Origin of the sequence: Sphingomonas sp. AOB5 (genome assembly GCF_029433115.1) — a bacterium.
GTDB lineage: Bacteria > Pseudomonadota > Alphaproteobacteria > Sphingomonadales > Sphingomonadaceae > Sphingomonas.
On record NZ_JARNTV010000004.1, the window covers coordinates 1 to 24,528 of the forward strand.

The following is a 24,528-nucleotide window of genomic DNA, read 5'->3' on the forward strand; positions in this document are numbered from 1 at the left end:
ACGACCAGCACCAGCCCCCGCCGTCGCGCGACCAGCGCTACCCGCCGGAGCAGAGCCGCCCGGTCCGGCGCATCATAGTGACGGAACACCACCCCGCTGCCCCGCGGCAGCCGTTCCAGCGCGGCCCACAGGCCATCGCCCATCCGCGGGTCGGTCATCAGCCAGCGGGCGGGAATCGGGGGGTGGCGGCGCGGCATGGCCCCTCCTATAGCGGCGCCCATGCCGTCCGACGATGCTGCCACGCGCCTTGCCAACATTCGCGACGGGATCGCCCGCGCCGCGAAGACCGCCAGCCGCGATCCCGCCGATATCACCCTGATCGCGATCTCCAAGACGCACGATGCCGATGCGATCCGCCCGCTGATCGACGCGGGCCAGCGCGTGTTCGGCGAGAATCGCGTCCAGGAAGCCGCGGCGAAATGGCCCGAGTTGCGCGAGACGACTTCGGACATCGAACTCCATCTGGTCGGCCAGCTCCAGTCGAACAAGGCCGAGGAAGCCGTCACGCTGTTCGACGCGATCCATTCGGTCGACCGGCCTTCGCTGGTGAAGGCGCTGGCCGCGGCGATGGACAAGACGGGCAGGCGCCCCGCCTGTTTCATCCAGGTGAATATCGGCGAGGAAGACCAGAAGGGCGGCTGCGCGATTGCCGACCTGCCCGGCCTGCTTGCCGAGGCGCGCGCGGCGGGGCTGCCGGTCGCGGGCCTGATGTGCGTGCCGCCGCTCGATCTGGAACCGGCGCCGTGGTTCGCGCTGCTGGCGAAGCTGGCGCGCGACCATGACGTCACCGGCCTCAGCATGGGCATGTCGAGCGATTACGAGGCCGGAATCTGGCTGGGCGCGACCCATGTGCGGGTCGGCACAGCGCTGTTCGGCGCACGCGATTGAGCCTGGCGCAGCGCCTCGTCCGCATGCTGCCCCACCGCTGGGCCGATGCGATCGAGCGCGAATCGCGCGAATGGAAGGTCAGCTGCGTGCGGTGCGGCGGCGAGCGATCGGTGTGGGACACCGGCGGCGTGCTCTACCGCGCCAGCGGCGAGCCGCGCATCCTGATCCGCTGCACCGGTTGCGGCACCACCGGCGTCGGCCGCGTCCATCGCGTGCGGAGCGACGCATGATGCTCACCACCCGCTTCGATGCGATCCTGTTCGATTTCGACGGCGTGCTGCTGGAAAGCGAATATGCCGGCAACCGCCAGATCGCCGACTATCTCACCAGCATCGGCCATCCGACCTCGCCCGAGCAATCGATGGCCAATTTCATGGGGCTGGCCGGCGGCGATTTCCTGGCCGCCATCGAACGCTGGATCGGCCGCGCCATTCCCGACGATTTCCATGAAGCCCGCGCAGTGGAAGACAAGCGCGCGGTGGAGGAAGGCCTCGATCCGGTGCTCGGCGCGATCGGTTTCGTCCGGTCCTTGCCGCCAGCGCTGCCCCGCGCCATCGCGTCGTCGAGCTCGACCCGCTGGATCACCGCGCATCTCGATCATCTCGGCATTCGCGACGCGTTCGAGGGGCGGATCTTTTCTGGCCGCGAGCATGTGACCAACGGCAAGCCTGCGCCGGACCTGTATCTCCACGCCGCGAGCGCCATCGGCGTCGATATCCATCGCTGCGTGATCCTGGAGGACTCGCCGGTGGGCGTCACCGGCGCGGTCGCATCGGGCGCGCATGTGATCGGCCTGTGCGCGGGCAGCCATTGCGCACTCGACCATGCCGACCGGCTGCGCGCGCTGGGCGTCACCGAAATCGCGCATGATTTCGACGAAGTGGCGCGACTGATTCGCTAAGCACCGCGAAAGCGGTGCGCCTTCAAAGGCTCAAAGCTGGTGGCCGGTCCGGTCGCGCTTGGTGGCGAGATAGCGTTCGTTGTGCGGATTGGGCGGCAGCTTGTGCGCCACGCGCTCGGCCACCTTGACGCCAGCCGCCTCCAGCGCCGCAACCTTCTCCGGATTGTTGGTCAACAGCCGCACCGTCTGCTGGCCCAGCAGCGACAGCATCCGCCCCGCCACCGCGAAGTTGCGCGCATCGACTGCGAAGCCGAGCCGCGTATTGGCGTCGACCGTGTCGAACCCCTGATCCTGCAGCGCATAGGCACGCAGCTTGTTGATCAGCCCGATCCCGCGTCCTTCCTGACGCAGATAGAGCAGGATTCCCCAACCGCTCGCTTCGATCGCGGCGATGGCGGCCTGAAGCTGCGGCCCGCAATCGCATTTGAGGCTGCCCAGCACATCGCCGGTCAGGCATTCGCTGTGCAGCCGCACCAGCGGCGGATTGCCATCGGGATCGCCGATCAGCAGCGCGACATGCTCGCCGGGCATCTCGTCGGTGCGGAAGGCGACGATTTCGGTATCTTCGGCGCCCGCCACCGGCAAACGCGCGCGGGCGACGATGCGCAGGCGATCGGCATCCTCATGCGCGTCGATATCGGCAATGGTGATAGCGGGTTCGTCCTGCGCGGGGCGGACGAAAAAGGCCGGGAGAATGCCCGCGATCCGGGCGAAGCGCAGCGCGGCCTGTGCGGCCTCAGGCTGCATCACCGGCAGCGCGCGGAACGGCCCCTTGAGCGGAGTCGCCAGATCGAGCTGCGGATCGGCCAGTGCGGTCGCGGTATCGAAATCGAGCCATGCCACGCGCTCGACCAGCACCGGGCCGTCCGGCGTGGCCGCATCGCGCTGATTGGCGAGCTTCAGCGTCGTGGCGCGTCCGGCCGAGAGCAGCAAAGGTGCTTCGCCCGCCGGATCGAACGCCTTCAGCCGCTCGGCATCGGCGGTTTCCACCGCGAGCAGTGCCAGCCCCTCGATCGCAATCGGCCAGCCGCGGCGCAGCGCATCGATTGCCCCAGCAGCTCTTCTGGCGCCGGCGGCACGCGGATCGCTCAAAAGTCGAACTCGGTGACGATGGGGACATGATCGGAAGGCTTCAGCCAGCCGCGGCACGGCTCGCACACCCGATGCGACAGCGCCTTGTCGGCAAGCGCGGGGCTCGCCCACATATGATCGAGGCGGCGGCCACGATCCGACGCTTCCCAATCCTTTGCGCGATAGCTCCACCAGGTGAAGTTGCGTTCGGGCGCGGGGATGAAGCGGCGGCCGAGATCGACCCAGCCATGGGCGGCCTGAAGCCGGCCGAGCGCCTCGACCTCGATCGGCGTGTGGCTGACCACGTCCAGAAGCTGCTTGTGGCTCCACACATCGCATTCCAGCGGCGCGATGTTGAAATCGCCGGTCAGAATGGTCGGCACGTCGAGTCCGGCGGACCATTGGGTCATCCGCTCGACGAAATCGAGCTTCTGGCCGAATTTCGGGTTCAGCTCGCGATTCGGAATGTCGCCGCCCGCAGGGACATAGACATTCTCCAGCCGCACCCCGTTCGGCAGCCGCACACCGACATGCCGCGCCTCGCCATTGGCCTGCCAGTCGAGCCTATCATCCTCGACGATGGGGATACGGCTGATGATCGCCACGCCGTGATGCATCTTCTGGCCATGGATGATGACATGGTCATAGCCGAGCTTGTGGAACGGCTTGGCCGGGAAATCCCCGTCGATCACCTTGGTTTCCTGAAGGCAGAGGATGTCGGGCGCCTCCTCGCGAAGGAATTGCTCGACGATCTCCATCCGGAAGCGGACGGAATTGATGTTCCAGGACGCGATCTTCGTAGTCATCGCTGCGCATGTAGCGCGTTTGCGGCGCGGTGCCAGCCCGAGCTCGCGGTGCCGGCCCGCTCCCCCAGCCGGGCATTCCATATAATCTGGGTGGCCGGGTGGGGGAGCGGGCCGGCACCGCCCATCGGCGTGAGCCGATCACAGAAAAGGAAAGGCCCCCGCTCCGGGGGCATTGGAGCGAGGGCCGACCTGGCGTTCGTCACGCAGGCGGGAGGTGAGATCCCAGGCAACAGGGGGAAAATCCCGGGTACGCCTCACTTCCGCAATCACTGTATTAGTGATGCAATCCTGCACGCTACATGAACAGAATTCAGGGACGGTTGGCGCCCGTCCTCCGTGGATCGTTCCAGCGGAACGTTCCGTCGGAGATCGCGGCGTTGAATTTCTGGTTCGACAGCTGGATCGTGGTGCGGTTGTTCTGCGAATCCAGCGCGACCCAGCCCTGAAGCATCAGCCCGCCCGGCGCCGCGTCGTTGCGCTGGAAGATCATCGTGATCCGGCCATATTCGGGGTGGCGCGGATCATAGACCTCGACCGAGACGACGTTCGGGCTGCGCGTCGGCATCAGCTTGGCGAACTTGGTGATGTCGCGCTTGGGGTTGAGCAGCACCGCCAGCGGCGAATTGCCGATCGGCCAGCGTTCGACCTGGCGCACCTGATAATCGATGAAATAGAGCGAGGTGCCGTCGGCAATGATCAGCTGGGGCACGCCCTTCTGATACTGGAAGCGGATCTTGCCGGGCCGCTTGAGCGTCATCGTGCCGGTCAGCACGCGATTGTTGCGATCGGTCTGGGTGAAGCCCGCGGTCATGCTGCTGACCGACTGGAGATGGCCCTGCACCTTGACGAGATCGCCTTCGGGCGCGGTCGCCACCAGCGCGGGCGCGGCGATGGCGAGGGTCAGGATGGCCGGCAGTCGAAACACGTCGTTCTCCGAATCTGTTTGGGGGCGCCGTAGATGGGGCGGCTTGAATGCCCCGTGAACCCGCGAGCGGGTCGTTCGATCCCGTCTAGAGCGGTCGGCCGTCGGTATCCATCAGCACTTCCCGGCGGCCGACATGGTCAGGGCGCGAGACGAGGCCATCCTTCTCCATCCGCTCGATCAGACGGGCTGCGGTGTTGTAGCCGACGCGAAGCTGGCGCTGCAGCCACGAGGTCGAGGCCTTCTGGCTCTCGGCGACGAGTTGGACCGCGCGGCGATAGGTCTGTTCCTCCGGCGAATCGTCGCCCTCGGGGCTGCCCTCGAGCGCGAAGCCGCCATCCTCAGGCTCCTCGGTAACCGCAGTGATGTAATCGGGCTCGCCCTGCGACCGCCAGTGATCGGCGACCGCCTGAACCTCGTCGTCGCTGACGAACGGGCCATGGACGCGGGTGAGCTGCTTGCCGCCCGGCATATAGAGCATGTCGCCCTTGCCCAGCAGCTGCTCTGCGCCCTGTTCGCCCAGGATCGTGCGCGAATCGATCTTCGACGTCACATGGAAGCTGATCCGGGTCGGCAAATTGGCCTTGATCACGCCGGTGATGACGTCGACCGAGGGGCGCTGGGTCGCCATGATCAGGTGGATGCCGGCCGCGCGCGCCTTTTGCGCGAGGCGCTGGATCAGGAATTCGACTTCCTTGCCCGCGGTCATCATCAGGTCGGCAAGCTCGTCGACGACGATCACGATCTGAGGCAGCACGTGCAGGTCGAGCGTCTCTTCCTCGTAGATCGGCCTTCCCTGCTCGTCATAGCCCGACTGGACCTTGCGGCCGAGCTTCTGGCCCTTGGCCTTGGCCTGGCGCACCTTGTCGTTGAAGCTGGCGAGGCTGCGGACATTGACCGAAGCCATCATCCGGTAGCGGTCCTCCATCTGCTCGACCGCCCATTTGAGTGCGCGGACCGCCTTGGGCGGCTCGGTCACCACTTCGGCGAGCAGGTGCGGGATGCCCTTGTACATGCTGAGTTCCAGCATCTTCGGGTCGATCATGATCATCCGGCACTGGTCCGGGGTCAGCCGGTACAGCAGCGACAGGATCATGCAGTTCAGGCCGACCGACTTGCCCGAACCGGTGGTGCCCGCGACCAGCAGATGCGGCATCGGCGCCAGATCGGCGATGATCGGCTCGCCCGCGATATTCTTGCCCAGCACCAGCGGCAGCGTCGCGCCCTGATCCTCGAACGTCTCGCTGCCGATCAGTTCGTGGAGATTGACGCCCTCGCGCTTTGCATTGGGCAGCTCGATGCCGATCACGCTGCGGCCCGGAATGGTCGCGACGCGCGCAGAGATCGCGCTCATGTTGCGCGCGATATCGTCGGCCAGCTGGATCACGCGGCTGGCCTTGATGCCGCTCGCCGGTTCCAGCTCGTACATCGTCACGACCGGACCCGGGCGCACCTCGACGATCTGGCCCTTCACATGGAAATCGTCGAGCACGCTTTCGAGCAGGCGCGCGTTGCGCTCGAGCGCGGCCTTGTCGATCGCGGCATTGCTGTTCGGCGGCGCGGCCTTGAGCAGATCGAGCGGGGGCAGCTTGTAGCTGTCCTTGAAATCGAGGCTGGTCTGGCTGGGCGGCTTGCTGCGCGCCGGGCTGGGCGAGATCTGGCGATCGGCGATCACCGGGCCGGGGCGTGCATCCGGCATCGCCACCTTGCGCGGCTGGGGCTTGGGCCCGTCCGCGGCCGGCGCCGGGCGGAACGGTTCGTCGAACTCGCGCTCACGCTCGGCTTTGGGCTTGAACGGGATCTGCGGGATGCTCCAATTGCGCTCGGGCAGGCTGAAATCGAGCGCGCGCGCCCAGATCCACAGGCCCGCGAACCCAAGCACCAACGCGATCCCGCGCCCGATCCACAGCGACGCGGTCGGCTCGCCGATATATTCCAGCGCCCAGCGCAGCCCCTTGGCGAGCAGCAGCCCAGCCAGACCCGCGCGGCCCGCGGGCAAAGTCGAATCGACCGGCACGAATGCGAGCGACGCGCCGAACAGCACCGCGCCAAGCGTGCCCCAGCGCAGCATCGTGCCGAAGCCGGTGAGCGGGCGATCCTGCCACAGCCGGTTCGCCGCGATCAGCCCGACCGGCATCAGCAGCCACACCGGCGCGCCGAGCAGCGAGAAGAGAATGTCGGACACCCAGGCACCAGGCGCGCCGATCATGTTGCGCGCGGGACCCGCCGCAGCCGTGTTCAGCGAGGGATCCTGCGCATGATAGCTGATCAGCGCGAGGCTGAGCAGCAGCACCCCAAGGAAGAGCGCAACGCCCCCGATCAGCGCACCGCTGCGGCGCGCGCCAGCCTTCATCGTGTCGCGCCATTGCGGCGCCTTTGCGCGGGACGCCATGGTCCAGCCTCCGGAATTTGCAGGGGGTGCGCGGGAATCATCGCGTACGGCGAGTCCCGCGTCAAGCGGGCTGGACCTGTTTTGTACCCGGCGGGCAGCGCATCGAAAGCCGGGATGACGCTTTGTTTTGGGAGCAACAGGTTCTAGGGAATCCGCATGGCAAGCGGCACGGACTCTGCGGACATTCTCATCCTGGGCGGCGGGCTGGTCGGCAGCGCGCTGGCGGCGGCGCTCGATGCGCATGGCCTTTCCTCGATCGTGATCGACACTGCCGATCCCGAAAAAATCCTCGCCGCCTCTTTCGACGGCCGCGCCTCGGCCATTGCGAGCGCGCCCTATCGCATGTTCGAGGCGATCGGCGTGGCGGACCGGCTGGCAGGCATGGGCTGCCCGATCCAGGGCATCCGCGTGTCGGACGGGCTGGATCCCGGCGCGCTCGATTTCGAGCCCGACGCCGATACCGGCGCGCTCGGTTATATGTTCGAGAACCGCAATCTGCGTCGCGCGCTGCTCGAGGCCGCCCAGGCAGCGCCGCTGGCCGATGTGCGGATGAAGACCCGCGCGGTCTCGGTCGAGCGCGGGCCGCATGGCGTCACTGCGCTGCTCGATTCGGGCAAGACCGTCCGCGCGCAGCTGCTGATCGCCGCCGAAGGCCGCAATTCGCCGACGCGCGAAGCAGCGGGTCTCAAAGTCGCGCGCTGGAGCTACGATCACGCCGCGATGGTGGTCTCGCTCCATCACGAGAAGAGCCACGAGAATATCGCCTTCGAGATCTTCTATCCCGAAGGGCCGTTCGCGATCCTGCCTTTGGTCGATGACGAGCATGGCCATCGCTCGGCAATCGTGTGGACGGTGAAGGCAGCCCACGCCGCGGGCATGATGGCGCTGTCCGACCGCGCCTATCTCCACGAAGCGGAAAAGCGGATGGGTGGCTTCCTCGGCAAGCTCGACCGGCTGACCCCGCGTTTCAGCCATCCGCTCGGCTTCCATCATGCGGCATGGATCACCGCCGACCGGCTCGCTTTGGTCGGCGACGCGGCACATGGCATCCATCCGATCGCCGGACAGGGCGTCAATGTCGGCTTCCGCGACGTGGCGACGTTGGTCGAAGTGCTGGTGGAGGGGAAACGCCTCGGTCTCGATCTCGGCGATCCGCAGCTGCTCGCGCGCTACCAGCGCTGGCGCGGCCTCGACACCTTCATGGTCGCCGCGGCCACCGATGGCCTCACCCGCCTGTTCGGCGTGCCCGGCAGGACCGCATCGGCAGTGCGCCGCTTTGGCCTCTCCGCCGTACAGAAGCTGCCTCCGCTAAAGCGCGCCTTCATGGCCGAAGCCCGCGGCGAAAGCGGCGACGTGCCCAAGCTGCTGCAGGGACTGACGGTCTGAAGAAACGGGAGGTGGCAGGTGAGTGACAGGTGGGACTTCTACTTCTGCACGCTAGACAACGAGCCCGCTTCGATCTCCCTCGACATGGGTATCGCCGGGCAAATCCCGATCTCCGGCTATGGCGCGTTCGGCTATGTCCGCGTCTATATGCAGCATCCACGCCCGGACGGACTTTCGAGCAATGAGGAGTTCGAAACGCTCTGCGCGATCGATGATTCGCTGACGGAAGCTGTTACCAGCGGAGGTGCGGCGCATTATTTCGGTCGCGCAACCTGCGGTGGGACGCGCGATTATTATTTCTATCTACGCGATCCCTCCGGCCTCACCGAACGCGCGGCGCAGGGCATGCGGGCGCACCCGACCTATGAGTATGAGACTGGCCATCGGGAAGACAGCGACGGAGAGGTCTATCGCTCGATCTATCCGGGCGGACGCGACGTGCAGCGCATGCAGAATCGTAAGGTCATTGAAGCGCTGAGGGAGCAAAACGACGCGCTGACCGCGTCCCGCCAGATCGAACACTGGGCCTATTTTCCCGAACTCAGCGCCGCCCGCCGCTTTGCCGAGACGATCACGCTGGAGGGGTTCGAAGTTTCGGCATGCGGGCAATCCGGAACCAGCGAAAACTTCGTCGTCCGCTTCGCTCGAGACGATTCACCCGAATCGATCGATGAGATCACGGTGCCTTTATTCGAGCAGGCGCAGGCATTGGGCGGTGAATATGATGGCTGGGAATGCCAAGTCATGATGGCTCACTGACGCGAAGCCCTATTGCGCCGCCGCCGCGAAGAACATCAGATGGACCAGCCGGCCATTCTCGGGCCGGTCGCCGAAGCCGGGCGCGCTGTTGTGGAACATCCAGGGGCTGAACAGGATCAGCCGGTTGAAGCGCATCGGCACGGTCATCGTCCGTTCCCAGCGCGCGGGCTTCAGCGTGTCGCCATTGACCACTTCGTCGATCAGTATGTTCACGTCCGAATAGCCGCTCGACGCCAGTTCGAGCGGCGTCGCGGGCACGCGGTCCAGCCCGGTCGGCTTGTGGCGGAAGAACTCGGTCCCGCCGCGGCAATGCTCGGGCAGGGTCAGATAGAGGATGCCCGAATAGAAGCAGGGATCGACATGGACGCCGCTGATCCCCTTGTCGCCCTTCAAGGTCAGGCGGCAATGCTGATGGGTGGTCCCGGCCGCCGGCTGAAGCTTCGCGCCCGCCCGCTTGCCCGCTTCGGCATCGAGACCGTTGATCGGCAGCGGCCGCGTCGAAAGCAGTCCGGGATAATTGCCCTTCTTGAACTTCGGATCGTAATCCAGCGCCAGCGCATGCGCGCGAAAGGCGTGCGGGTCGCTCAGGAAATCGTCGACGATGATCAGCGAAGGCGGCATGGACAGACGGGATGGCAGCTTTAGCGGCCGACTGGAAGGGATCCGGATGAGCGGCGACGACTATGTCTATGACGAAGCGACCGGCGAATGGATCAGCGCCGAGGAAGCGGCGGCGCGCGCGCCCTCGGTCGAGGTGCGCGATTCGGTCGGCAATCTGCTGGCCGATGGCGATCAGGTGACCTTGATCAAGGATCTGAAGGTCAAGGGCGCGGGCCAGACGCTGAAGCGCGGGACGCTGATCAAGTCGATCCGCCTGACCGGCGATCCGCAGGAGATCGATTGCCGTTATGAAGGCATCAAGGGGCTGGTGCTGCGCGCGGAGTTCGTTCGCAAGCGTTAACCTCCCTAATCTCTCGACGCACCGGCATTGCCTGCGACATAAGCCCGGGCAACCAGCGGACAGGAGAACCCTATGAAGCGCATCATCATCGCGGCGGGACTGGCGGTTGCGGCTTGCAGCGGTCCCGAAGCCACGAACGATACTGTTGCCGGCAACGGCGTGCTGGCCGCCGGCCCCGTCACCAACAGCGCTTCGCTGGCCGCCGCCGAGCTGCCCGCCGGACTGGCGCCGGTGATCGAAGCCGCCGTGCCCGGCATGAAGGTCAGCGAAGCCGAGCGGAAGGAGCGCGAGGGCCGGGTCTATTACGATGTCGAAGGGACCAAACCCGACGGCAGCGAGATCGAACTCGATATCATCGAGGAGAAGGGCACCTTTCGCGTCGTCGAGATCCAGCGCGATCTGGCGTGGAAGGACGCGCCACTGATCGCGCAGGCCGCGGCCAAGGCCAAGCCCGATGCCTTCGCACCCGCGCGGGTGATCGAAAGCACCCAGACCGATGGCAGCGTGATCTACGAACTGTTCAAGCCCGGCGAGCCGAAGGAACCGGCGATGGAAGTGCGGGTGAAGGACGGCAAGGCCGAAGTCCTTACCGAGCGCTGGGAACACTGAGGTAGGTGCAATGCCCCGATCCATCCGTGGTGCGATCCATCATATCGACCTGAACGTCAGCGACCTGGAAGCCTCACGGCGTGTCTATGCGCTGGTGCTCGAATTTCTGGGATATGAGCTGGTCAAGGACAGCGGCGGATATGAGTGGGACCTCAAGGAACCCGGCGACGGCCGCGGTGCGTCGATCGGACTGCGCGCGTGCGACCCGGCCGAAGCCGCGCACGTCCATCGCCGCTATGCCCCCGGGCTCCACCATCTCGCCTGGCGCGCCGAGAGCCGGGAGGATGTCGACCGGCTCCACGCCCTGCTGGTGGCGAACGGCGTGGCGGTGCTCGATCCGCCGGCGCATTACCCGCAATATTCGGGGGACTATTATGCGGTGTTCTTCGAGGATCCGGACGGGATGAAGCTGGAACTGGTCCACGCGCCGGGCTGGATCTGAGCGCACACAATATCGCGCATGCCGAAACGGCGTCAGCCCGTCACGATTATTTGAAGAAAGCCCGAAGGCGAACCGTCAGAAGCGGAATGCGGTGCCCACATAGACCGCCTGGCTGTCGCGGCGGTTGTCGGTCAGGCTCGGGTCGATCCGCTCGCGCTCGCTCTTGTAGCGCACGCCCGCGGTGACATCGAGGTTGCGGGTCAGCGAATAGCTGCCGCCGACATCGATCGAATAGCTCGGCTTGTCGCCGATCAGCGCCGGGGTGTTGGTCAGCGGGCGATCGGCGATCGCGGTCACGCTACCCGTGGCCTTCTTGCCCGAATAGCTGATACCCAGATCGGTGCGCTCACGACCGCCCGGCTGGGCAACCAGATCGATGCGGGTCACGTCGCCCGAAACCGCGAAGCGCTTCCAGCCGACCGACACGCCCAGATTATAGGCGATCGGCGCCAGGCTGACCGTCGGCGCGGTGCGATCCGCGACAACGGCGTTGCGAGTCGAGCGGGCGCGAACCGCGACCATCACAGTGCGATTGTTGCCGGTGCGATTGGCCGAAGGCGTGAAGCGGAAGCTCGATTCGGGCAGGCCGCTGCGCGACAGCACCGCGGCAAGCTTCGGATCGGCGGCCGCAGGGGTGAAGATTCCGATCCCGCTGCGCACCGGCGCACGCTTCGCCGAAACGACAGCCCGATTCTCCTGCGCCTGGATCGCGGGCGCGACGAAAAGGGCGGCAGCGCCAAGCGCCCCCACTCCAATTCCCGCAATCGCGCGTCCGAGTCGCATTCTCATCCCTCCCAGATGGGGCTTTCTACCATGATTCGGAAGTACGGTTCCACCACAGTGGTGTTTTTCCGGGCAAGTGTTGCACGCTGCCCACATAATGGGCGGCGATTTGGGTTCAGCAGGGCTGAACCTGGCGGTACCGGCCCGCTCCCCCACCCGGCCTCCCATAGCATATCTTGATGGCAGGCCCGGTGCGGAAGCGGACCGGTACCGCCAAAACAGACTCCACCAACTCGCCTTGCTCCGGCCATATCTGCCTCTATAGATGCTCGCCCAAGCATTTTTCTGCCGTTTAGGAAGCCGTCGATGAACCGCCTGTTGCGCACTGCGATCCTGGGGTCGCTCATTCTTCCCCTCGCCGCATGTGGTGGTGGCCGCGAGCGTCCGCAGACCGATATCGCTGCGTCCAAGGTGACCACGATCGGCGTGAACTCCTATCTGTGGCGCGCCAGCCTCGACACGCTCAGCTTCATGCCGCTGCTGCAGACCGATTCGAATGGCGGCGTGATCGTGACCGACTGGTATGTGAACCCGAACGTGCCGACCGAGCGCATGAAGGTGACCGTGACGATCCTCGACCAGGATCTGCGCGCTGATGCGATCCGCGTTGCCGCCCTGCGCGAAGTGAACCGTGGCGGCGCCTGGGTTTCCGCCCCGGTGCAGGCCGCGACCGTGCAGAAGCTCGAGGACATCATCCTTACCCGCGCCCGCGACCTTCGTCGCGCTGCCATCGCCGACTGATCCGGCGCCGCAACCTGAATTTCGAGGGGCGGACTCCGGCAGCGGAGTCCGCCCCTTTTCGTTGCTCAGGCTTGATCCGGCCCGAATCCCTCCCCTACTGACCTGAACCCGCTTCCAAGGAGCCGCATGTGTCGCGTTTCAACGCGCTGAAAGCCGATAGCCACTGGCAGAAGGTGTGGGACGATGCCCGCACCTTTGCCGCGCGCGACGATTCGCCCAAGCCCAAGAGCTATGTCCTCGAGATGTTCCCCTATCCTTCGGGGCGCATCCATATGGGTCACGTCCGCAACTATACGATGGGCGACGTGCTGGCGCGCTTCCGGCGGATGCAGGGCATGGAAGTGCTCCATCCGATGGGCTGGGACGCGTTCGGCATGCCGGCCGAGAATGCGGCGATGGAAAAGAAGGTCCATCCCGGCGGCTGGACCCGCGACAACATCGCAACCATGAAAGCGCAGCTGAAGCGGCTGGGCTTTGCGCTGGACTGGACGCGCGAACTCGCGACCTGCGAGCCCGAATATTACGGCCACGAACAGGCACTGTTCCTCGATCTGCTCGATGCGGGCCTGGTCTATCGCAAGGAATCGGCGGTCAACTGGGACCCGGTCGACATGACCGTGCTGGCCAATGAGCAGGTGATCGACGGCAAGGGCTGGCGATCGAACGCGCCGATCGAGCGGCGCAAGCTGAGCCAGTGGTTCCTCAAGATCACCCAGTTCGCCGACGAGCTGCTGGAGGGCGTGCAGGGCCTGGAGCATTGGCCCGACAAGGTGAAGCTGATGCAGGAGAACTGGATCGGCAAATCGGAAGGTCTGCAGTTCCGGTTCAAACTGTCTGACTGCGGCCAGGTCGAGGTGTTCACCACCCGGCCGGACACGATCTTCGGATCGAGCTTCGTCGCGATCGCGGCGGATCACCCGATCGCGCAGGCCCTGGCAGCTTCAAACCCCGAGGCCGCGGCGTTCATCGAGCTGTGCAAGCAGGGCGGCACCACCGCTGCCGAGCTGGAAACGCAGGAGAAGCTGGGCTTCGATACCGGCATCCGTGCCGCGCATCCCTTTGATCCGGCATGGGAATTGCCGGTCTACATCGCGAATTTCGTGCTGATGGACTATGGCACCGGCGCCGTGTTCGGCGTGCCGGCCCACGACCAGCGCGATTTCGAGTTCGCGTCCAAATACAAGCTGCCGATCCGCCGCGTCGTCTCCGAAGGCGACAAGGAAGCGCCCGAATTCACCGACAGCGAGGCCTATACCGGCCCCGGCACGCTGGTGAATTCGCACTTCCTCGACGGGATGGATGTTGCCGACGCCAAGCGCGCGGTGATCGTCCGTGCCGAGGAAGGCGGCTGGGGCAACGGCACGACCGTGTGGCGCCTGCGCGACTGGGGCGTCAGCCGCCAGCGTTACTGGGGCACGCCGATTCCGATCATCCATTGTGAGAGCTGCGGCGTGGTCCCTGCTCCACGTGAAACGCTGCCGATCGTGCTGCCCGAGGACGTGTCGTTCGATATTCCCGGCAACCCGCTCGACCGTCATCCGACCTGGCGCAATGTCGATTGCCCGAGCTGCGGCGGCCCCGGCCGGCGCGAGACCGACACGCTCGACACGTTCGTCGATTCGTCCTGGTATTTCATCCGCTTCGCCAGCCAGCCCAGGGACAAGCCGTTCGACAAGGCGGTGGCCGAGCAATGGCTGCCGGTCGCGCAATATATCGGCGGCGTGGAGCATGCGATCCTCCATTTGCTCTACGCGCGCTTCTGGACGCGCGCGTTGAACCATATGGGCATGCTGGACGTGGCGGAGCCGTTCGCGGGCCTGTTCACCCAGGGCATGGTGACGCACGAGACCTATTATCGCGGCGAAGGCACCGGGCTGGTCTGGTACAATCCCGACGATCTCGACATCACCGGCAATGGCGCGACGCTGAAGGCCGATGGCAAGCCGGTGCAGATCGGCCGTATCGAGAAGATGTCGAAGTCGAAGAAGAACACCGTCGATCCGACCGGCATCGTCGACCAATATGGCGCCGACGCGGTGCGCTGGTTCATGCTGTCCGATTCGCCACCCGAGCGCGATCTCGAATGGTCCGAAAGCGGCATCGAAGGTGCGTGGCGCTTCGTCCAGCGGCTGTGGCGTCTGTTCGATTCGGTCGCATCGGGCGAAACCGCAGACCATGCGGGCGGCGACACCGCGCTGGAGAAGAAGCTCCACCGCACCATCGCCGGCGTTTCCGTGGATATCGAAGCGCTGACCTTCAACAAGTCGGTCGCCAAGCTCTATGAGCTGACCGGCGCGATCGAAAAGGCCGCGCCTTCGGCTTCGCGCACGAATGCGATCCGCACTTTGGCACGAATCGTCGCGCCGATGGTTCCCCATCTCGCCGAGGAAGCCTGGGCAGCCATGGGGAACAGCGGCCTGATCGCCGACGCGCCCTGGCCCGAGGTCGACCCGGCATTGCTGGTGGACGACGAGGTGACGATGGCCGTGCAAGTGAATGGCAAGCTGCGCGACACGCTGCTATTGGCAAAGGGTACGGCGAAGGATGTCGCCGAAGCCGCCGCGCTGGCGTCTCCCAATGTCCAGCGTGCGCTCGAAGGAAAGGCGCCGAAGAAAGTGATCGTCGTTCCCGACCGGCTGGTAAACATCGTCGCATGATCCGGGCCGCCACCCTGCTCGCCGTCTCGGCCCTCGCGCTTTCGGGCTGCGGGCTGCGTCCGCTCTATGGCGGCGGGGTCGCCGGGCCGGTCCAGTCGACTCTCGCCGCGGTGCAGGTCGCGCCGATCGAGGGCGAATCGGGCTGGTTCATGTCGAATGCGCTCCGGGATCGCCTCGATCGCGGCCAGAACGTCACGCCGCGCTACCGGCTCGACGTGCGGCTCGACGATCGCATCGCGGGCCTCGGCGTGCGTCGCGACGATTCGGTCGCGCGTGAGCGCCGCACCCTGCGCGCGCGCTATCAGCTGGTCGATCTCTCGACCGGCGCGGTAGTACTCGACGCGACGGCGGGTTCCGACGCGGGTATCGACGTGGTCGGCTCCGAATATGCCACCATCGCCGCCGAGCGTACCGCGCTCGAGCGGCTGTCGGATATCGTCGCCGACCAGATCGTCGCCCGGGTCGCGCGCTTCGCCCAGACCCAGAAGTGAAGGCAACCGCGCCGCAGATCCGCGCGGCAATGGATGCGCCCAAGCCGGATATCCGCCTCTATCTGCTCCACGGCCCCGATGAATCGGGCGCGGCCGAGCTTTCCGGCCGCCTTGTTCGCGCGTTGGGCCCAGATGCCGAGCGGATCGATGTCGATGGCAAGGAATTGCGGAGCAATCCGGGCCTGCTGGCCGACGAGGCCGCATCCATGTCGCTGTTCGGCGGCGCGCGGCTGATCCGCGTTTCGAACGCGGACGAATTCACCGTCGAAGCGATGACCCTGCTGCTCAATGCCGAGCGCGCCGGCAATCCGGTGGTGGCGATCGGCCCCGGCCTCAAGGCCAGCGGCAAGCTGGTCAAACTCGCCATCGCTTCCTCCGCGGCGATGGCCCATGCCTGTTATGTCCCCGAAGGCGCCAATGCGGTGCAGCTCGTGCAGATGGTCGCCCGCGAGCATGGCCTGCGCCTGACCGGCGACGTGCCCCAGCGCCTCGCCACCGCCTGCAATGGCGACCGCGCGATCCTGACTCGCGAGATCGAGAAGCTCGCCCTCTATCTCGACGCCGCGCCGGATCGGCCGCGCGATGCCGATGCCCATGCGCTTGACGAGATCGGTGCGGATATCGGCGAGGACGACATGTTCGGCGCGATCGAAGCGGTGATCGATGGCCGCGTGGCCGATATCGGCGCCGAACTGGCAGGCCTTGGCGAAGGCAGCAGTTCGGCAATCCCCCTGCTCCGCAGCCTGGCCCGCCGCCTCGTCACCCTTGCCGAGCTGCGTGCCGAAGTCGAAGCGGGTGCTAGAATCGACGATGTTATTGAAAAACATCGGATTTTCTTCAAGGAAAAGGGCTCGACCAGCCGTGCGCTGCGCCGCTGGAACGCCGCCCAGCTTGCCCGCGCCGTGGAACGCACGCGAATGGCCGAGCGCGCGATGATGAGTTCGGCAAGCGCCGGCGAAGTGCTGGCCGAAGCCGAATGCGTCGCGATCGCCCGCGCTTCGGCGCGAATGCGCTAGATCAGATCCGCTCGCCGCTAAGGCGCTGACACACCATGTCGAGCTGATCGAGCGTGGAATAGCTCAGCATCAGCGTGCCGCCCTTCGGCCCGTGATTGATGCGGACATTCAAGCCCAGCACATCGCCAAGCTGATGCTCGAGCGCCTGGATATCGGTGTCGCGGCCCGGCGCCTCGCCCTTTCGCCGCGGCTTGGCATCGCGCGCCAGCTTCTCGGCCTCGCGCACGGTCAGCCCCTTGTCGGCGACCAGCCGCGCCAGCTTCTCCGCATCGGGCGCACCGATCAGCGCGCGCGCATGGCCCATCTCGATCGCGCCCGCGAGCAACAGTTCGCGCACGCCGCCGGGCAGGTCGAGCAGCCGCAACAGGTTCGCGACATGGCTGCGCGACTTGTGGACGATCTTGCCCAGCGCTTCCTGCGTATGGCCGAACTCCTTGATCAGCCGCGCATAGCCCTCGGCCTCTTCGATCGCGTTCAGGTCCTGGCGCTGGATATTCTCGATCAGCGCGATCTCGAACGTCTCGGCGTCGTTCAGCTCGCGGATGATGACCGGCACTTCATGGAGCCGCGCCCGCTGCGCCGCGCGCCAGCGGCGTTCGCCAGCGACGATCTGATAATTATGCCCATGCGGCCGCACGAAGATCGGCTGGATCAGCCCCTTCGACGCGATCGACTTGGCCAGCTCCTCCAGCGCATCCTCGTCGAACTGGCGGCGCGGCTGATCCGGGTGCGGCGTCAGCGAGCTGACCGGCAGCATGCGGATTCCCGAACTCGCATCGGGCGTGCCGGTGACGGGCGCTTCGGGAATATTGTCGCCAAGCAGCGAGCTGAGGCCGCGGCCGAGGCCGGGACGAGGCTTGCGGGCGGCGGGCGTGGCGGGAGTCTCTTCGCTCATGCGGCTTTCTTGTGCTTGGGCAACCGGTCGATCACCTCGCGGGCAAGCGCGATATAGGCTTCCGATCCGGGGCATTTATAATCGTAGATCAGCGCGGGCAGCCCATGGCTGGGCGCTTCGGACAAGCGGACGTTGCGTGGGATCACCGTGTCGAACACCACGCGGCCGAGCACGGCGCGGACATCGTCCGACACCTGATCGGTCAGCCGGTTGCGGCGATCGTACATGGTCAGCACCACGCCCAGGATCGACAGGCCGGGATTGAAGCGGCTGCGGATCCGCTCGACCGTGTTGAGCAGCTGGCTCAACCCCTCCAGCGCGAAGAACTCGCACTGCAGCGGCACGAGCAGCGCGTGCGACGCGACCATCGCGTTGATCGTCAGCAGGCCCAGCGATGGCGGGCAATCGATCAGGATCACATCCCAGCGCGCAGGATTGCCACGCGAAAGCGCCGCATCGAGCCGGTGCGTGCGCGCTTCGAACTCGATCAGCTCGATCTCGGCACCCGACAGGTCCTGCGTCGCCACGATGATATCGAGCCCCGGCACTCGCGTCGGGATCGCGACTTCCTCCAGGGTAATCTCGTCGGTAACCAACAGATCGTAGCTCGATTGCTCGCGATCGGCGCGGGCAATGCCGAGCCCGGTCGAAGCATTGCCCTGCGGATCCAGATCGATCAGCAGCACGCGCTTGCCGATCGCCGCCAGCGCGGTGCCGACATTGATCGCGGTGGTGGTCTTTCCAACCCCGCCCTTCTGATTGGCGATAGCGATGCAGATCATCTCGGGCGTACCCTCTTCGCGACCACGATACCGGAATCCGGCGACGTGATGCTCGGTTCCACGTGAAACGCACCCTGCCATGTGCGGCGCGCGGCTTCCACCTCCGATTGCGCGTTTCGCCCTTTCGGAAGCACCCAGACTGTGGATGAGTCTGTGCAATGCTGTGCACCGGCGAACAATTTGCCGAGCTCGGCCACCGCACGGGCGGAAATGACGGCGGCGGGCTGCTTTGGCCGGCAGGACTCGACCTTGCTGCCGATCACTTCGACGCGATCGGCAAGCCCGAGCTGATCCGCCGCCGCACGGAGGAACTCCACCCGCCGGGCTCGCGGTTCGACCAGCATAACGGGCCGATCGGTCAGGACGGCGACCACCAGACCGGGAAGGCCGGCCCCCGAACCGATATCGAGCCACAGCCCCTTGGCTTCGACCGCCAGCGGAATCAGCTGCGCGGAATCGACCAGATGCCGTGCCCATAGCTCTCCCAGCGTCGAGGCCGCGATCAGATTCTGCTCACTGGCACCTGCGACGAGGATATCTGCGAAGTGCGATAGCTGCGTTTCACGTGAAACACCGAACTGCTCGCGCACCCAGTTTCTGGCTTCTTCCTCGGTCACGCAGCCGACTTTCGTGCATGGAGCAGGATCGCGGAGAGTGCTGCGGGCGTAATTCCACGGACGCGTGAAGCCGTACCCAGTGTCTCCGGACGTGCTGCGCTGAGTCGCTCGACCATCTCGTTGGAGAGGCCGGGGATCGCGCTGAACATGAGCTGGGGCGAGAGACGCACCGCGTCATTGGCACGAAGCTGGGCCACCTCGCCTTCCTGACGCTCCAGATAAGGGGCGTAGCGCTGGTCCTCGACATACTCCGCAAGAATGGCGGGGTCACAGTCTACCCCGGCAGAGACATGGTCGAGCTGCACGCCCGGGAAGCGAAGCCAGTCCCGGGCGGGACGGCGCGCACCATCGAGCGCCACCGGGGCACCCCGGCCATGCAGAACGCTGGCGGTGATCTGTTCGCCGAACCCGGCATCGAGCACCTCTCGAGCTTCCCGCCGGGCCTGCTGATGGGCGAGCCGCTCGGCACTCAGGCATCCGGTCGCTTCGGCAATCGGACCCAGCCGCGTCTCGGCATTGTCGGCGCGCAGGCGCAGGCGATACTCGGCGCGGGCGGTCAGCATCCGATAGGGTTCGGTCACGCCCTGCAGCACCAGATCGTCGATCATGACGCCAAGATAGCTGGTGGCACGGTCGAGGATCAGCGGGGGCAGCGCGCAGGCATGGGCCGCGGCATTGAGGCCGGCGATCAGCCCCTGCCCCGCCGCTTCCTCATAACCGGTCGTGCCGTTGATCTGGCCTGCGCAGAACAGGCCGGGCATGTCGGGCAGGCCCAGCGTCGCGTCGAGCGCGCGCGGGTCGATATGGTCATACTCGACCGCATAGCCCGGCGTGACGATCTCGGTCCGCTCCAGTCCGGGGATCGAGGCCACCATCACCACCTGGATATCTACCGGCAGCGAGGTCGACATGCCGTTGGGATAAACCAGATGCGTGTCCAGACCCTCGGGTTCGAGGAAGATCTGGTGCCCGTCGCGGTCGCCGAAGCGATGGATCTTGTCTTCGATCGAGGGGCAGTAGCGCGGCCCCTGCGCGTCGATCGCGCCTGTGAACAGCGGCGACCGATCCAGCCCGGCGCGGATCGCGTCATGGGTCGCGGCATTGGTCCGCGTCACCCCGCAATGAAGCTGTGGTAACACCCGTCCGGTGGACATGGGCGACATGAGCCACACATCCTCGTCCGAAGGCTGCTCCTCCACCCGTGCCCAATCGATGGTCCGCCCGTCGAGCCGCGGTGGGGTGCCGGTCTTGAGCCGCGCCATCGGCAGGCCGAGCGCTCGCAGCTGCGTCGCCATGCGGTGCGATGCGGACTCGCCGATACGCCCGCCGTCCAGCCGCTCCTCACCCCGGAAGATACGTCCGCCAAGGAAAGTACCGGTCGCCAACACGACCGATCGACATGCCAGCCGAACGCCGTCTGCCAGTTCGACCCCCGCAATCGCCCCGCCCTCGAGGATCAGTGCTGCGGCCTCGCCTTCGATCAGGGTCAGGTTAGACTGCGCCTTGAGCATCGTCTGGATCGCCGCCGCATAGCGCGTACGGTCCGCCTGAACGCGCGGCCCCTGCACCGCGGTGCCCTTGCTGCGGTTGAGCATGCGGTAATGGATGGCCGCCGCATCGGCCGCCCGCGCGATCAGCCCGTCGAACGCATCGGTCTCACGTACCAGATGTCCCTTGCCGAGCCCCCCGATTGCCGGGTTGCACGACATGGCGCCGAGCTTGGTCAGGTCGAAGCTCAGTAATGCGGTGCGTGCGCCACGGCGTGCCGAAGCTGCCGCAGCCTCAGTTCCCGCATGACCTCCACCGATGACGATAACGTCGAATTCCATGCCCGCGCGCTACTGGAGCGGACGGCCCGCGTCAAAACTGTTCCACGTGGAACGTGCTATTTGCCGATGCAGAAGCGCGAGAAGAGTGCGTCGAGCATCGCTTCCACATCCGCACGACCGGTGATCGCATCGAAAGCACGCAGCGCGGACCGTAGTTGTTCGGCCACCAGCAGCATGTCCGCCTCGCTCGCGGCGGCGCGCAATGCAGTGCCGGCAAGCGCCGCAAGATCCCGTTGGCGTCGGTTCAACGCAAGCCGGTCGCCGGGCAACAGCGATGCGCCCAGTTCCGCCATCGTGCTCCAGAGCTCAGCCATTCCCTCACCCGTTGCCGCCGACACGGCGGTACGACCGAGAGCCCGCTCACGCCCAGCCTCATCGCTTCGCGGCAGCAGGTGGATCACCGCGGGATGCTCTGGTGGCGCCTCATCGCCGAGCCACAACAGGATATCGGCTTCGCCCATCGCATCGCGCGCAAGGCCGACGCCGATCCGCTCGACCGGATCGGCCGTCTCGGTCAGCCCCGCCGTATCGATCAGCAGCCAGGCGATCCCATCGCGCACCACCGGCGCTTCGATCCGGTCGCGCGTCGTCCCCGCGATCGGCGAGACGATCGCTGCGCTGCGATCCGTCATCGCATTGAGCAACGTCGACTTGCCCGCATTGGGCGGCCCCGCCAACACCACGCGGATGCCGTCGCGAAGCCGCTCGACCGTCGGCTGGGCAACGATCGCCACGATCTCGTCCGCCAGCGCGAGCGCCGACATCCGAATAGCGGGCAGCGCCTCGGCTTCCGCATCGACATCTTCTTCGTCGGAGTGATCGAGCATCGCTTCGATCTGTGCCGCGATCATCAGCGTGCGGCTCGCCCAGCCTTCGACTTCGCGGCGCACCGCGCCTTCGGCCGAGCGGATCGCCGCGCGCCGCTGCGCTTCGGTCTCGGCCATCAGCAGATCGCCCAGCCCTTCGGCTTCGCTCAGATCGATCCGGCCATTGGCCAGCGCACGGCGGGTGAACTCGCCCGGCTCGGCCGAGCGCAGCCCGGGCATCGCGGCAAGCGAAACTTCCACGGCGCGAACCACGGCGCGACCGCCATGAAGATGCAGCTCGGCCAGATCCTCGCCGGTCGCGCTGCGCGGCCCCGGAAAGATCAGCACCAGTGCGCGGTCGAGCAACTCGCCATCATGGCGCAATGCGCGCAGCGCTGCCTGCCGCGGTGCCGGGACATCGCCGGCGAGTGCACGAACCGCATCGAACGCGCCCGGTCCGCTAAGGCGCAGCACCGCGATCGCGGCGGGAGGCTGGCCGCTCGAGACCGCGAAGATCGTATCCATCGCCGTGCCGGGTTCAGCTCTTGGTCTTGGTCGCAGCGTCGAACATGCCGCGCCACAGATTCATGCCCGCCTCGCCCATCGGCGCCCAGGCGCGCGTCATCGTCTCGAACAGTTCGGGCGTCGCGCCCTTCTCCATCGCGTCGGTCATCATCGCGATATAGCGGTCATGGATCGGCGTCAGGTCCGGCAGACCGACTGCGCGGCGCGCTTCCTCGGGAGTGCAATCGACTTCGACATTGATCTTCATGGTTCTTCTCCCCGAAGCGCGTGCTAAGCTCGGACCATGATCTATGCGCGCGACTGGGGCATTGTGACAACGCCCATCGGATCGATCCGCATCGAAGGCGACGAGCGGACGATCCAGCGGATCAATGTGCTGCGCGAACGCGAAGCGGCGCGACGGCCCGATCGTCCCGCGGTCCTCGCCGCCGCCGAGCAGCTCGAGGCCTGGTTCGAGGGCGAGCTGAGAGCATTCGATCTGGCGCTGAAGCCCGCGGCCAGCCCGCGCGGCCAGGTGCTACGCGATGGGCTCATCGCGGTCGGCTATGGTGAGACGATCAGCTATGGCGGACTGGCCACGCGGCTCGCATCCGGTCCCCGCGCGATCGGCCAGCTCTGCTCGCGCAATCCCTTCCCGATCGTCGTTCCCTGCCACCGCGTGCTCGGCACCGGAACGCTGGGCCATTATTCAGCCGGCGACGGCATTTCAACGAAGCAATGGCTGCTCGACCATGAGCAGCGCCACGGAGGCAAGCCATGACGATGATTCCGGTGACCACGCTGGAAGGCGATACCGCCTTCGCCGCCTATTGCGCCGAGCCGGCCGGTACGCCGCGCGGCGCGATCGTCGTGATTCAGGAGATTTTCGGCGTAAATCAAGGGATTAGGCAGAAATGCGACCGGCTGGCCGCCGATGGCTGGCTCGCGCTCGCACCAGATCTCTTCTGGCGGCTGAAGCCCGGCATCCAGCTCGACCCCGATACGCCCGCCCAGTTCCAGGAAGCGCTGGAATGGATGGGCAAGTTCAATCAGGACGCCGGCATCCGCGATATCGAAGCGACGATCCGCGTCGCGCGCGAGAAGAGCGGCGGCAAGGTCGGCGTGGTCGGTTACTGTCTGGGCGGGCGCCTCGCCTATATGACTGCGGCCCGCACCGATGTGGATGCCAGCGTCGGCTATTATGGCGTAGGGCTGGATGGGTTGCTGGGCGAGAAGCACGGCATCGCCAACCCGTTGCTGCTCCACATCCCCGAGGAAGATCATTTCGTCGACAAGGCGGCACAAGCCGCGATCCATGCCGGCCTCGACGATCACCCCAAGGTCACGCTGTTCGACTATCCCGGCGAGGACCATGGCTTCGCGACCGAGATGGGCAAGCGCCGCTCGCCGGAATCCGCCGATCTGGCGGATGCGCGGACCGCGGCGTTCTTCGCGAACAATCTGGGTTAGACGAAATTTGCTATTCTCAGCGATCTTTCCAGCGTGGCAACATTGCGCGGTTGGTTGTTATCAAGCGCATTAAAATAGTGACTCACAGCTCCGACAACTGGCTCGAGCACTGACCGATTATCCACCATGAAAGAGAACGCCAGTTGTCCCTTTTGCGTCAATTCGACAAGCTGTTCTGGCTCGCAATAGGTTACCCTATCCTTCGAAACCACGAACAATGACGCCTTTCGGGCAAACTCTGCCAAACTGTCGATGTCATAAGGGAGCTCAGTAACTCTTACAAACGTCGCTATTGCCTCGGAGACGCGTTTCGGACGTGAGCCGAGTTCCAGAAGGCGATTTATGGCGCGAAGTACGACCAGATCGCGAAACGTATAAGCTCGCCACTTTCCATGATGAGCGGGGCCACCATTCTCTCGAACGAACGTTCCCGACCGCTCAAGATAGTTTAGCATTAGATTCGTCTTGAAGCCGGCCAGACGGGCGACCTCAGATGCCGTGAAAGTTAGCCGCTCCATTTTTATAGTATTGCGCAATACTCTCTAAAAATCATCTAGATCCGTGATTTAGCTATTTACCACAATCTGTAGTGGGTGAACTCTACGCCAACCACAACAAATGGTCAGCGTATATGAACACTGCAGAGATTTGGTCGAATGTATCCGGCCTGTGGTTTGGGAGGCTTGTCGATCCCTTAACTGGTGAACCTGATGGGGTTCTCTTCAAAGCCACTAGCCGTGGTAGTGTCATCGCTGAGATGCGATATCGGCTGCCGCTGACCCATCTGGCCTTCGCGGATC

Annotated in this window: 27 protein-coding genes and 1 pseudogene; 14 read left to right on the forward strand and 14 right to left on the reverse strand. The window is 65.6% G+C overall.

Translation table 11 applies throughout. From position 1 onward, the window contains the following. Positions 1-197 (reverse strand): annotated as a pseudogene (locus P1X14_RS02720) (thiamine phosphate synthase); the annotation flags it as partial. A gap of 22 nt (positions 198-219) precedes the next feature. Here P1X14_RS02720 and P1X14_RS02725 point away from each other — a divergent pair. The 3 genes from P1X14_RS02725 to P1X14_RS02735 are packed head-to-tail and all read left to right on the forward strand — an operon-like array spanning position 220 to position 1,789. Further along, positions 220-888 (forward strand): YggS family pyridoxal phosphate-dependent enzyme, encoded by a 669-nt coding sequence (locus P1X14_RS02725; protein WP_277313777.1) that lies wholly within the window; start codon positions 220-222, stop codon positions 886-888. Next, positions 885-1,118: a hypothetical protein gene (locus P1X14_RS02730; protein ID WP_277313778.1), complete on the forward strand. Its 234-nt coding sequence runs from the start codon at positions 885-887 to the stop codon at positions 1,116-1,118. Before P1X14_RS02725 ends, P1X14_RS02730 begins: the two co-directional genes overlap by 4 nt. Next, positions 1,115-1,789: an HAD family phosphatase gene (locus P1X14_RS02735; RefSeq protein ID WP_277313779.1), complete on the forward strand. Its 675-nt coding sequence runs from the start codon at positions 1,115-1,117 to the stop codon at positions 1,787-1,789. Before P1X14_RS02730 ends, P1X14_RS02735 begins: the two co-directional genes overlap by 4 nt. A gap of 30 nt (positions 1,790-1,819) precedes the next feature. On the opposite strand, the gene ribA is transcribed toward P1X14_RS02735, so the two are convergent. The 4 genes from ribA to P1X14_RS02755 all read right to left on the reverse strand — a co-directional run bounded on the left by ribA (position 1,820) and on the right by P1X14_RS02755 (position 6,980). After that, positions 1,820-2,881, reverse strand: coding sequence for a GTP cyclohydrolase II (gene ribA, locus P1X14_RS02740; RefSeq protein ID WP_277313780.1), 1,062 nt, complete (start codon positions 2,879-2,881; stop codon positions 1,820-1,822). After that, positions 2,878-3,666 (reverse strand): exodeoxyribonuclease III, encoded by a 789-nt coding sequence (xth, locus tag P1X14_RS02745; RefSeq protein ID WP_277313781.1) that lies wholly within the window; start codon positions 3,664-3,666, stop codon positions 2,878-2,880. The genes ribA and xth overlap by 4 nt, the downstream gene beginning before the upstream one ends. Positions 3,667-3,976: 310 nt before the next feature. Continuing rightward, on the reverse strand, positions 3,977-4,582 hold the full coding sequence (locus P1X14_RS02750) for an outer membrane lipoprotein carrier protein LolA (RefSeq protein ID WP_277313916.1): 606 nt from the start codon (positions 4,580-4,582) through the stop codon (positions 3,977-3,979). Positions 4,583-4,676: 94 nt separating this feature from the next. Next, positions 4,677-6,980 (reverse strand): DNA translocase FtsK 4TM domain-containing protein, encoded by a 2,304-nt coding sequence (locus P1X14_RS02755; protein WP_277313782.1) that lies wholly within the window; start codon positions 6,978-6,980, stop codon positions 4,677-4,679. Between the two features lie 156 nt (positions 6,981-7,136). On the opposite strand from P1X14_RS02755, the gene P1X14_RS02760 reads away from it, so the two are divergent. Both P1X14_RS02760 and P1X14_RS02765 read left to right on the forward strand, forming a co-directional pair. Beyond that, positions 7,137-8,366 (forward strand): UbiH/UbiF/VisC/COQ6 family ubiquinone biosynthesis hydroxylase, encoded by a 1,230-nt coding sequence (locus P1X14_RS02760; protein ID WP_277313783.1) that lies wholly within the window; start codon positions 7,137-7,139, stop codon positions 8,364-8,366. 18 nt (positions 8,367-8,384) lie between these two features. After that, entirely contained in the window at positions 8,385-9,125 is a 741-nt protein-coding gene (locus tag P1X14_RS02765; protein ID WP_277313784.1) for a DUF695 domain-containing protein, read from the forward strand. Between the two features lie 9 nt (positions 9,126-9,134). Here P1X14_RS02765 and P1X14_RS02770 read toward each other — a convergent pair whose 3' ends face one another. After that, on the reverse strand, positions 9,135-9,746 hold the full coding sequence (locus P1X14_RS02770) for a DUF6445 family protein (RefSeq protein WP_277313785.1): 612 nt from the start codon (positions 9,744-9,746) through the stop codon (positions 9,135-9,137). Between the two features lie 46 nt (positions 9,747-9,792). Here P1X14_RS02770 and P1X14_RS02775 point away from each other — a divergent pair, with 46 nt between their 5' ends. The 3 genes from P1X14_RS02775 (at position 9,793) to P1X14_RS02785 (ending at position 11,137) form a co-directional block, all read left to right on the forward strand. Further along, entirely contained in the window at positions 9,793-10,086 is a 294-nt protein-coding gene (locus P1X14_RS02775; RefSeq protein WP_277313786.1) for an alkylphosphonate utilization protein, read from the forward strand. A gap of 72 nt (positions 10,087-10,158) precedes the next feature. Then, positions 10,159-10,695, forward strand: coding sequence for a hypothetical protein (locus P1X14_RS02780; protein ID WP_277313787.1), 537 nt, complete (start codon positions 10,159-10,161; stop codon positions 10,693-10,695). A 10-nt stretch (positions 10,696-10,705) separates the two neighbouring features. After that, the gene (locus P1X14_RS02785) at positions 10,706-11,137 is read left to right on the forward strand and encodes a VOC family protein (RefSeq protein WP_277313788.1); all 432 of its coding nucleotides are present in this window, start codon (positions 10,706-10,708) and stop codon (positions 11,135-11,137) included. 75 nt (positions 11,138-11,212) lie between these two features. Here P1X14_RS02785 and P1X14_RS02790 read toward each other — a convergent pair whose 3' ends face one another. Then, complete coding sequence (locus tag P1X14_RS02790; RefSeq protein ID WP_346770438.1) at positions 11,213-11,920, reverse strand: hypothetical protein; 708 nt, start codon at positions 11,918-11,920, stop codon at positions 11,213-11,215. Positions 11,921-12,226: 306 nt separating this feature from the next. Here P1X14_RS02790 and P1X14_RS02795 point away from each other — a divergent pair, with 306 nt between their 5' ends. The 4 genes from P1X14_RS02795 to holA all read left to right on the forward strand — a co-directional run bounded on the left by P1X14_RS02795 (position 12,227) and on the right by holA (position 16,825). After that, positions 12,227-12,661, forward strand: coding sequence for a DUF3576 domain-containing protein (locus P1X14_RS02795; protein ID WP_277313790.1), 435 nt, complete (start codon positions 12,227-12,229; stop codon positions 12,659-12,661). Between the two features lie 128 nt (positions 12,662-12,789). Then, on the forward strand, positions 12,790-15,318 hold the full coding sequence (gene leuS, locus P1X14_RS02800; RefSeq protein WP_277313791.1) for a leucine--tRNA ligase: 2,529 nt from the start codon (positions 12,790-12,792) through the stop codon (positions 15,316-15,318). After that, complete coding sequence (gene lptE, locus P1X14_RS02805) at positions 15,315-15,809, forward strand: LPS assembly lipoprotein LptE (RefSeq protein ID WP_277313793.1); 495 nt, start codon at positions 15,315-15,317, stop codon at positions 15,807-15,809. Before leuS ends, lptE begins: the two co-directional genes overlap by 4 nt. Then, the gene (gene holA, locus P1X14_RS02810) at positions 15,806-16,825 is read left to right on the forward strand and encodes a DNA polymerase III subunit delta (protein WP_277313794.1); all 1,020 of its coding nucleotides are present in this window, start codon (positions 15,806-15,808) and stop codon (positions 16,823-16,825) included. Before lptE ends, holA begins: the two co-directional genes overlap by 4 nt. Position 16,826: 1 nt before the next feature. Here holA and P1X14_RS02815 read toward each other — a convergent pair whose 3' ends face one another. The 6 genes from P1X14_RS02815 to P1X14_RS02840 are packed head-to-tail and all read right to left on the reverse strand — an operon-like array spanning position 16,827 to position 22,526. Next, entirely contained in the window at positions 16,827-17,720 is an 894-nt protein-coding gene (locus P1X14_RS02815) for a ParB/RepB/Spo0J family partition protein (protein WP_277313795.1), read from the reverse strand. Next, the gene (locus tag P1X14_RS02820; RefSeq protein WP_277313796.1) at positions 17,717-18,502 is read right to left on the reverse strand and encodes a ParA family protein; all 786 of its coding nucleotides are present in this window, start codon (positions 18,500-18,502) and stop codon (positions 17,717-17,719) included. The genes P1X14_RS02815 and P1X14_RS02820 overlap by 4 nt, the downstream gene beginning before the upstream one ends. Beyond that, a complete protein-coding gene (gene rsmG, locus P1X14_RS02825; RefSeq protein ID WP_277313797.1) occupies positions 18,499-19,119 on the reverse strand; it encodes a 16S rRNA (guanine(527)-N(7))-methyltransferase RsmG in 621 nt (206 codons plus the stop codon). The genes P1X14_RS02820 and rsmG overlap by 4 nt, the downstream gene beginning before the upstream one ends. Then, positions 19,116-20,948 carry a tRNA uridine-5-carboxymethylaminomethyl(34) synthesis enzyme MnmG gene (mnmG, locus tag P1X14_RS02830; RefSeq protein ID WP_277313798.1) on the reverse strand — a complete coding sequence of 611 codons (1,833 nt, stop codon included), beginning with the start codon at positions 20,946-20,948 and terminating at the stop codon, positions 19,116-19,118. The genes rsmG and mnmG overlap by 4 nt, the downstream gene beginning before the upstream one ends. Positions 20,949-21,004: 56 nt before the next feature. After that, positions 21,005-22,279 (reverse strand): tRNA uridine-5-carboxymethylaminomethyl(34) synthesis GTPase MnmE, encoded by a 1,275-nt coding sequence (gene mnmE, locus P1X14_RS02835; RefSeq protein WP_277313799.1) that lies wholly within the window; start codon positions 22,277-22,279, stop codon positions 21,005-21,007. 13 nt (positions 22,280-22,292) lie between these two features. Continuing rightward, complete coding sequence (locus P1X14_RS02840; RefSeq protein ID WP_277313800.1) at positions 22,293-22,526, reverse strand: DUF6489 family protein; 234 nt, start codon at positions 22,524-22,526, stop codon at positions 22,293-22,295. A gap of 36 nt (positions 22,527-22,562) precedes the next feature. Here P1X14_RS02840 and P1X14_RS02845 point away from each other — a divergent pair, with 36 nt between their 5' ends. Beyond that, positions 22,563-23,039 carry a methylated-DNA--[protein]-cysteine S-methyltransferase gene (locus P1X14_RS02845; RefSeq protein WP_346770439.1) on the forward strand — a complete coding sequence of 159 codons (477 nt, stop codon included), beginning with the start codon at positions 22,563-22,565 and terminating at the stop codon, positions 23,037-23,039. Continuing rightward, positions 23,036-23,728, forward strand: a complete 693-nt coding sequence (locus P1X14_RS02850; protein ID WP_277313801.1) for a dienelactone hydrolase family protein — start codon at positions 23,036-23,038, stop codon at positions 23,726-23,728. Before P1X14_RS02845 ends, P1X14_RS02850 begins: the two co-directional genes overlap by 4 nt. On the opposite strand, the gene P1X14_RS02855 is transcribed toward P1X14_RS02850, so the two are convergent. Next, positions 23,725-24,246 (reverse strand): MerR family transcriptional regulator, encoded by a 522-nt coding sequence (locus tag P1X14_RS02855; protein WP_277313802.1) that lies wholly within the window; start codon positions 24,244-24,246, stop codon positions 23,725-23,727. The genes P1X14_RS02850 and P1X14_RS02855 overlap by 4 nt on opposite strands. Positions 24,247-24,528 lie beyond the last annotated feature (282 nt).

What these genes read in the sequence shown, in the direction of transcription:
- P1X14_RS02850 (WP_277313801.1), top strand. Translation starts at nt 23,036, where the DNA reads ATGACGATGATTCCGGTGACCACGCTGGAAGGCGATACCGCCTTCGCC.
- P1X14_RS02725 (WP_277313777.1), top strand. Translation starts at nt 220, where the DNA reads ATGCCGTCCGACGATGCTGCCACGCGCCTTGCCAACATTCGCGACGGG.
- P1X14_RS02820 (WP_277313796.1), bottom strand. Translation starts at nt 18,502, where the DNA reads ATGATCTGCATCGCTATCGCCAATCAGAAGGGCGGGGTTGGAAAGACC.
- P1X14_RS02770 (WP_277313785.1), bottom strand. Translation starts at nt 9,746, where the DNA reads ATGCCGCCTTCGCTGATCATCGTCGACGATTTCCTGAGCGACCCGCAC.
- P1X14_RS02815 (WP_277313795.1), bottom strand. Translation starts at nt 17,720, where the DNA reads ATGAGCGAAGAGACTCCCGCCACGCCCGCCGCCCGCAAGCCTCGTCCC.
- P1X14_RS02780 (WP_277313787.1), top strand. Translation starts at nt 10,159, where the DNA reads ATGAAGCGCATCATCATCGCGGCGGGACTGGCGGTTGCGGCTTGCAGC.
- P1X14_RS02795 (WP_277313790.1), top strand. Translation starts at nt 12,227, where the DNA reads ATGAACCGCCTGTTGCGCACTGCGATCCTGGGGTCGCTCATTCTTCCC.
- P1X14_RS02775 (WP_277313786.1), top strand. Translation starts at nt 9,793, where the DNA reads ATGAGCGGCGACGACTATGTCTATGACGAAGCGACCGGCGAATGGATC.
- P1X14_RS02840 (WP_277313800.1), bottom strand. Translation starts at nt 22,526, where the DNA reads ATGAAGATCAATGTCGAAGTCGATTGCACTCCCGAGGAAGCGCGCCGC.
- P1X14_RS02785 (WP_277313788.1), top strand. Translation starts at nt 10,706, where the DNA reads ATGCCCCGATCCATCCGTGGTGCGATCCATCATATCGACCTGAACGTC.
- P1X14_RS02760 (WP_277313783.1), top strand. Translation starts at nt 7,137, where the DNA reads ATGGCAAGCGGCACGGACTCTGCGGACATTCTCATCCTGGGCGGCGGG.
- P1X14_RS02735 (WP_277313779.1), top strand. Translation starts at nt 1,115, where the DNA reads ATGATGCTCACCACCCGCTTCGATGCGATCCTGTTCGATTTCGACGGC.
- xth (WP_277313781.1), bottom strand. Translation starts at nt 3,666, where the DNA reads ATGACTACGAAGATCGCGTCCTGGAACATCAATTCCGTCCGCTTCCGG.
- P1X14_RS02755 (WP_277313782.1), bottom strand. Translation starts at nt 6,980, where the DNA reads ATGGCGTCCCGCGCAAAGGCGCCGCAATGGCGCGACACGATGAAGGCT.
- P1X14_RS02855 (WP_277313802.1), bottom strand. Translation starts at nt 24,246, where the DNA reads ATGGAGCGGCTAACTTTCACGGCATCTGAGGTCGCCCGTCTGGCCGGC.
- mnmE (WP_277313799.1), bottom strand. Translation starts at nt 22,279, where the DNA reads ATGGATACGATCTTCGCGGTCTCGAGCGGCCAGCCTCCCGCCGCGATC.
- lptE (WP_277313793.1), top strand. Translation starts at nt 15,315, where the DNA reads ATGATCCGGGCCGCCACCCTGCTCGCCGTCTCGGCCCTCGCGCTTTCG.
- P1X14_RS02790 (WP_346770438.1), bottom strand. Translation starts at nt 11,920, where the DNA reads ATGCGACTCGGACGCGCGATTGCGGGAATTGGAGTGGGGGCGCTTGGC.
- mnmG (WP_277313798.1), bottom strand. Translation starts at nt 20,948, where the DNA reads ATGGAATTCGACGTTATCGTCATCGGTGGAGGTCATGCGGGAACTGAG.
- P1X14_RS02845 (WP_346770439.1), top strand. Translation starts at nt 22,563, where the DNA reads ATGATCTATGCGCGCGACTGGGGCATTGTGACAACGCCCATCGGATCG.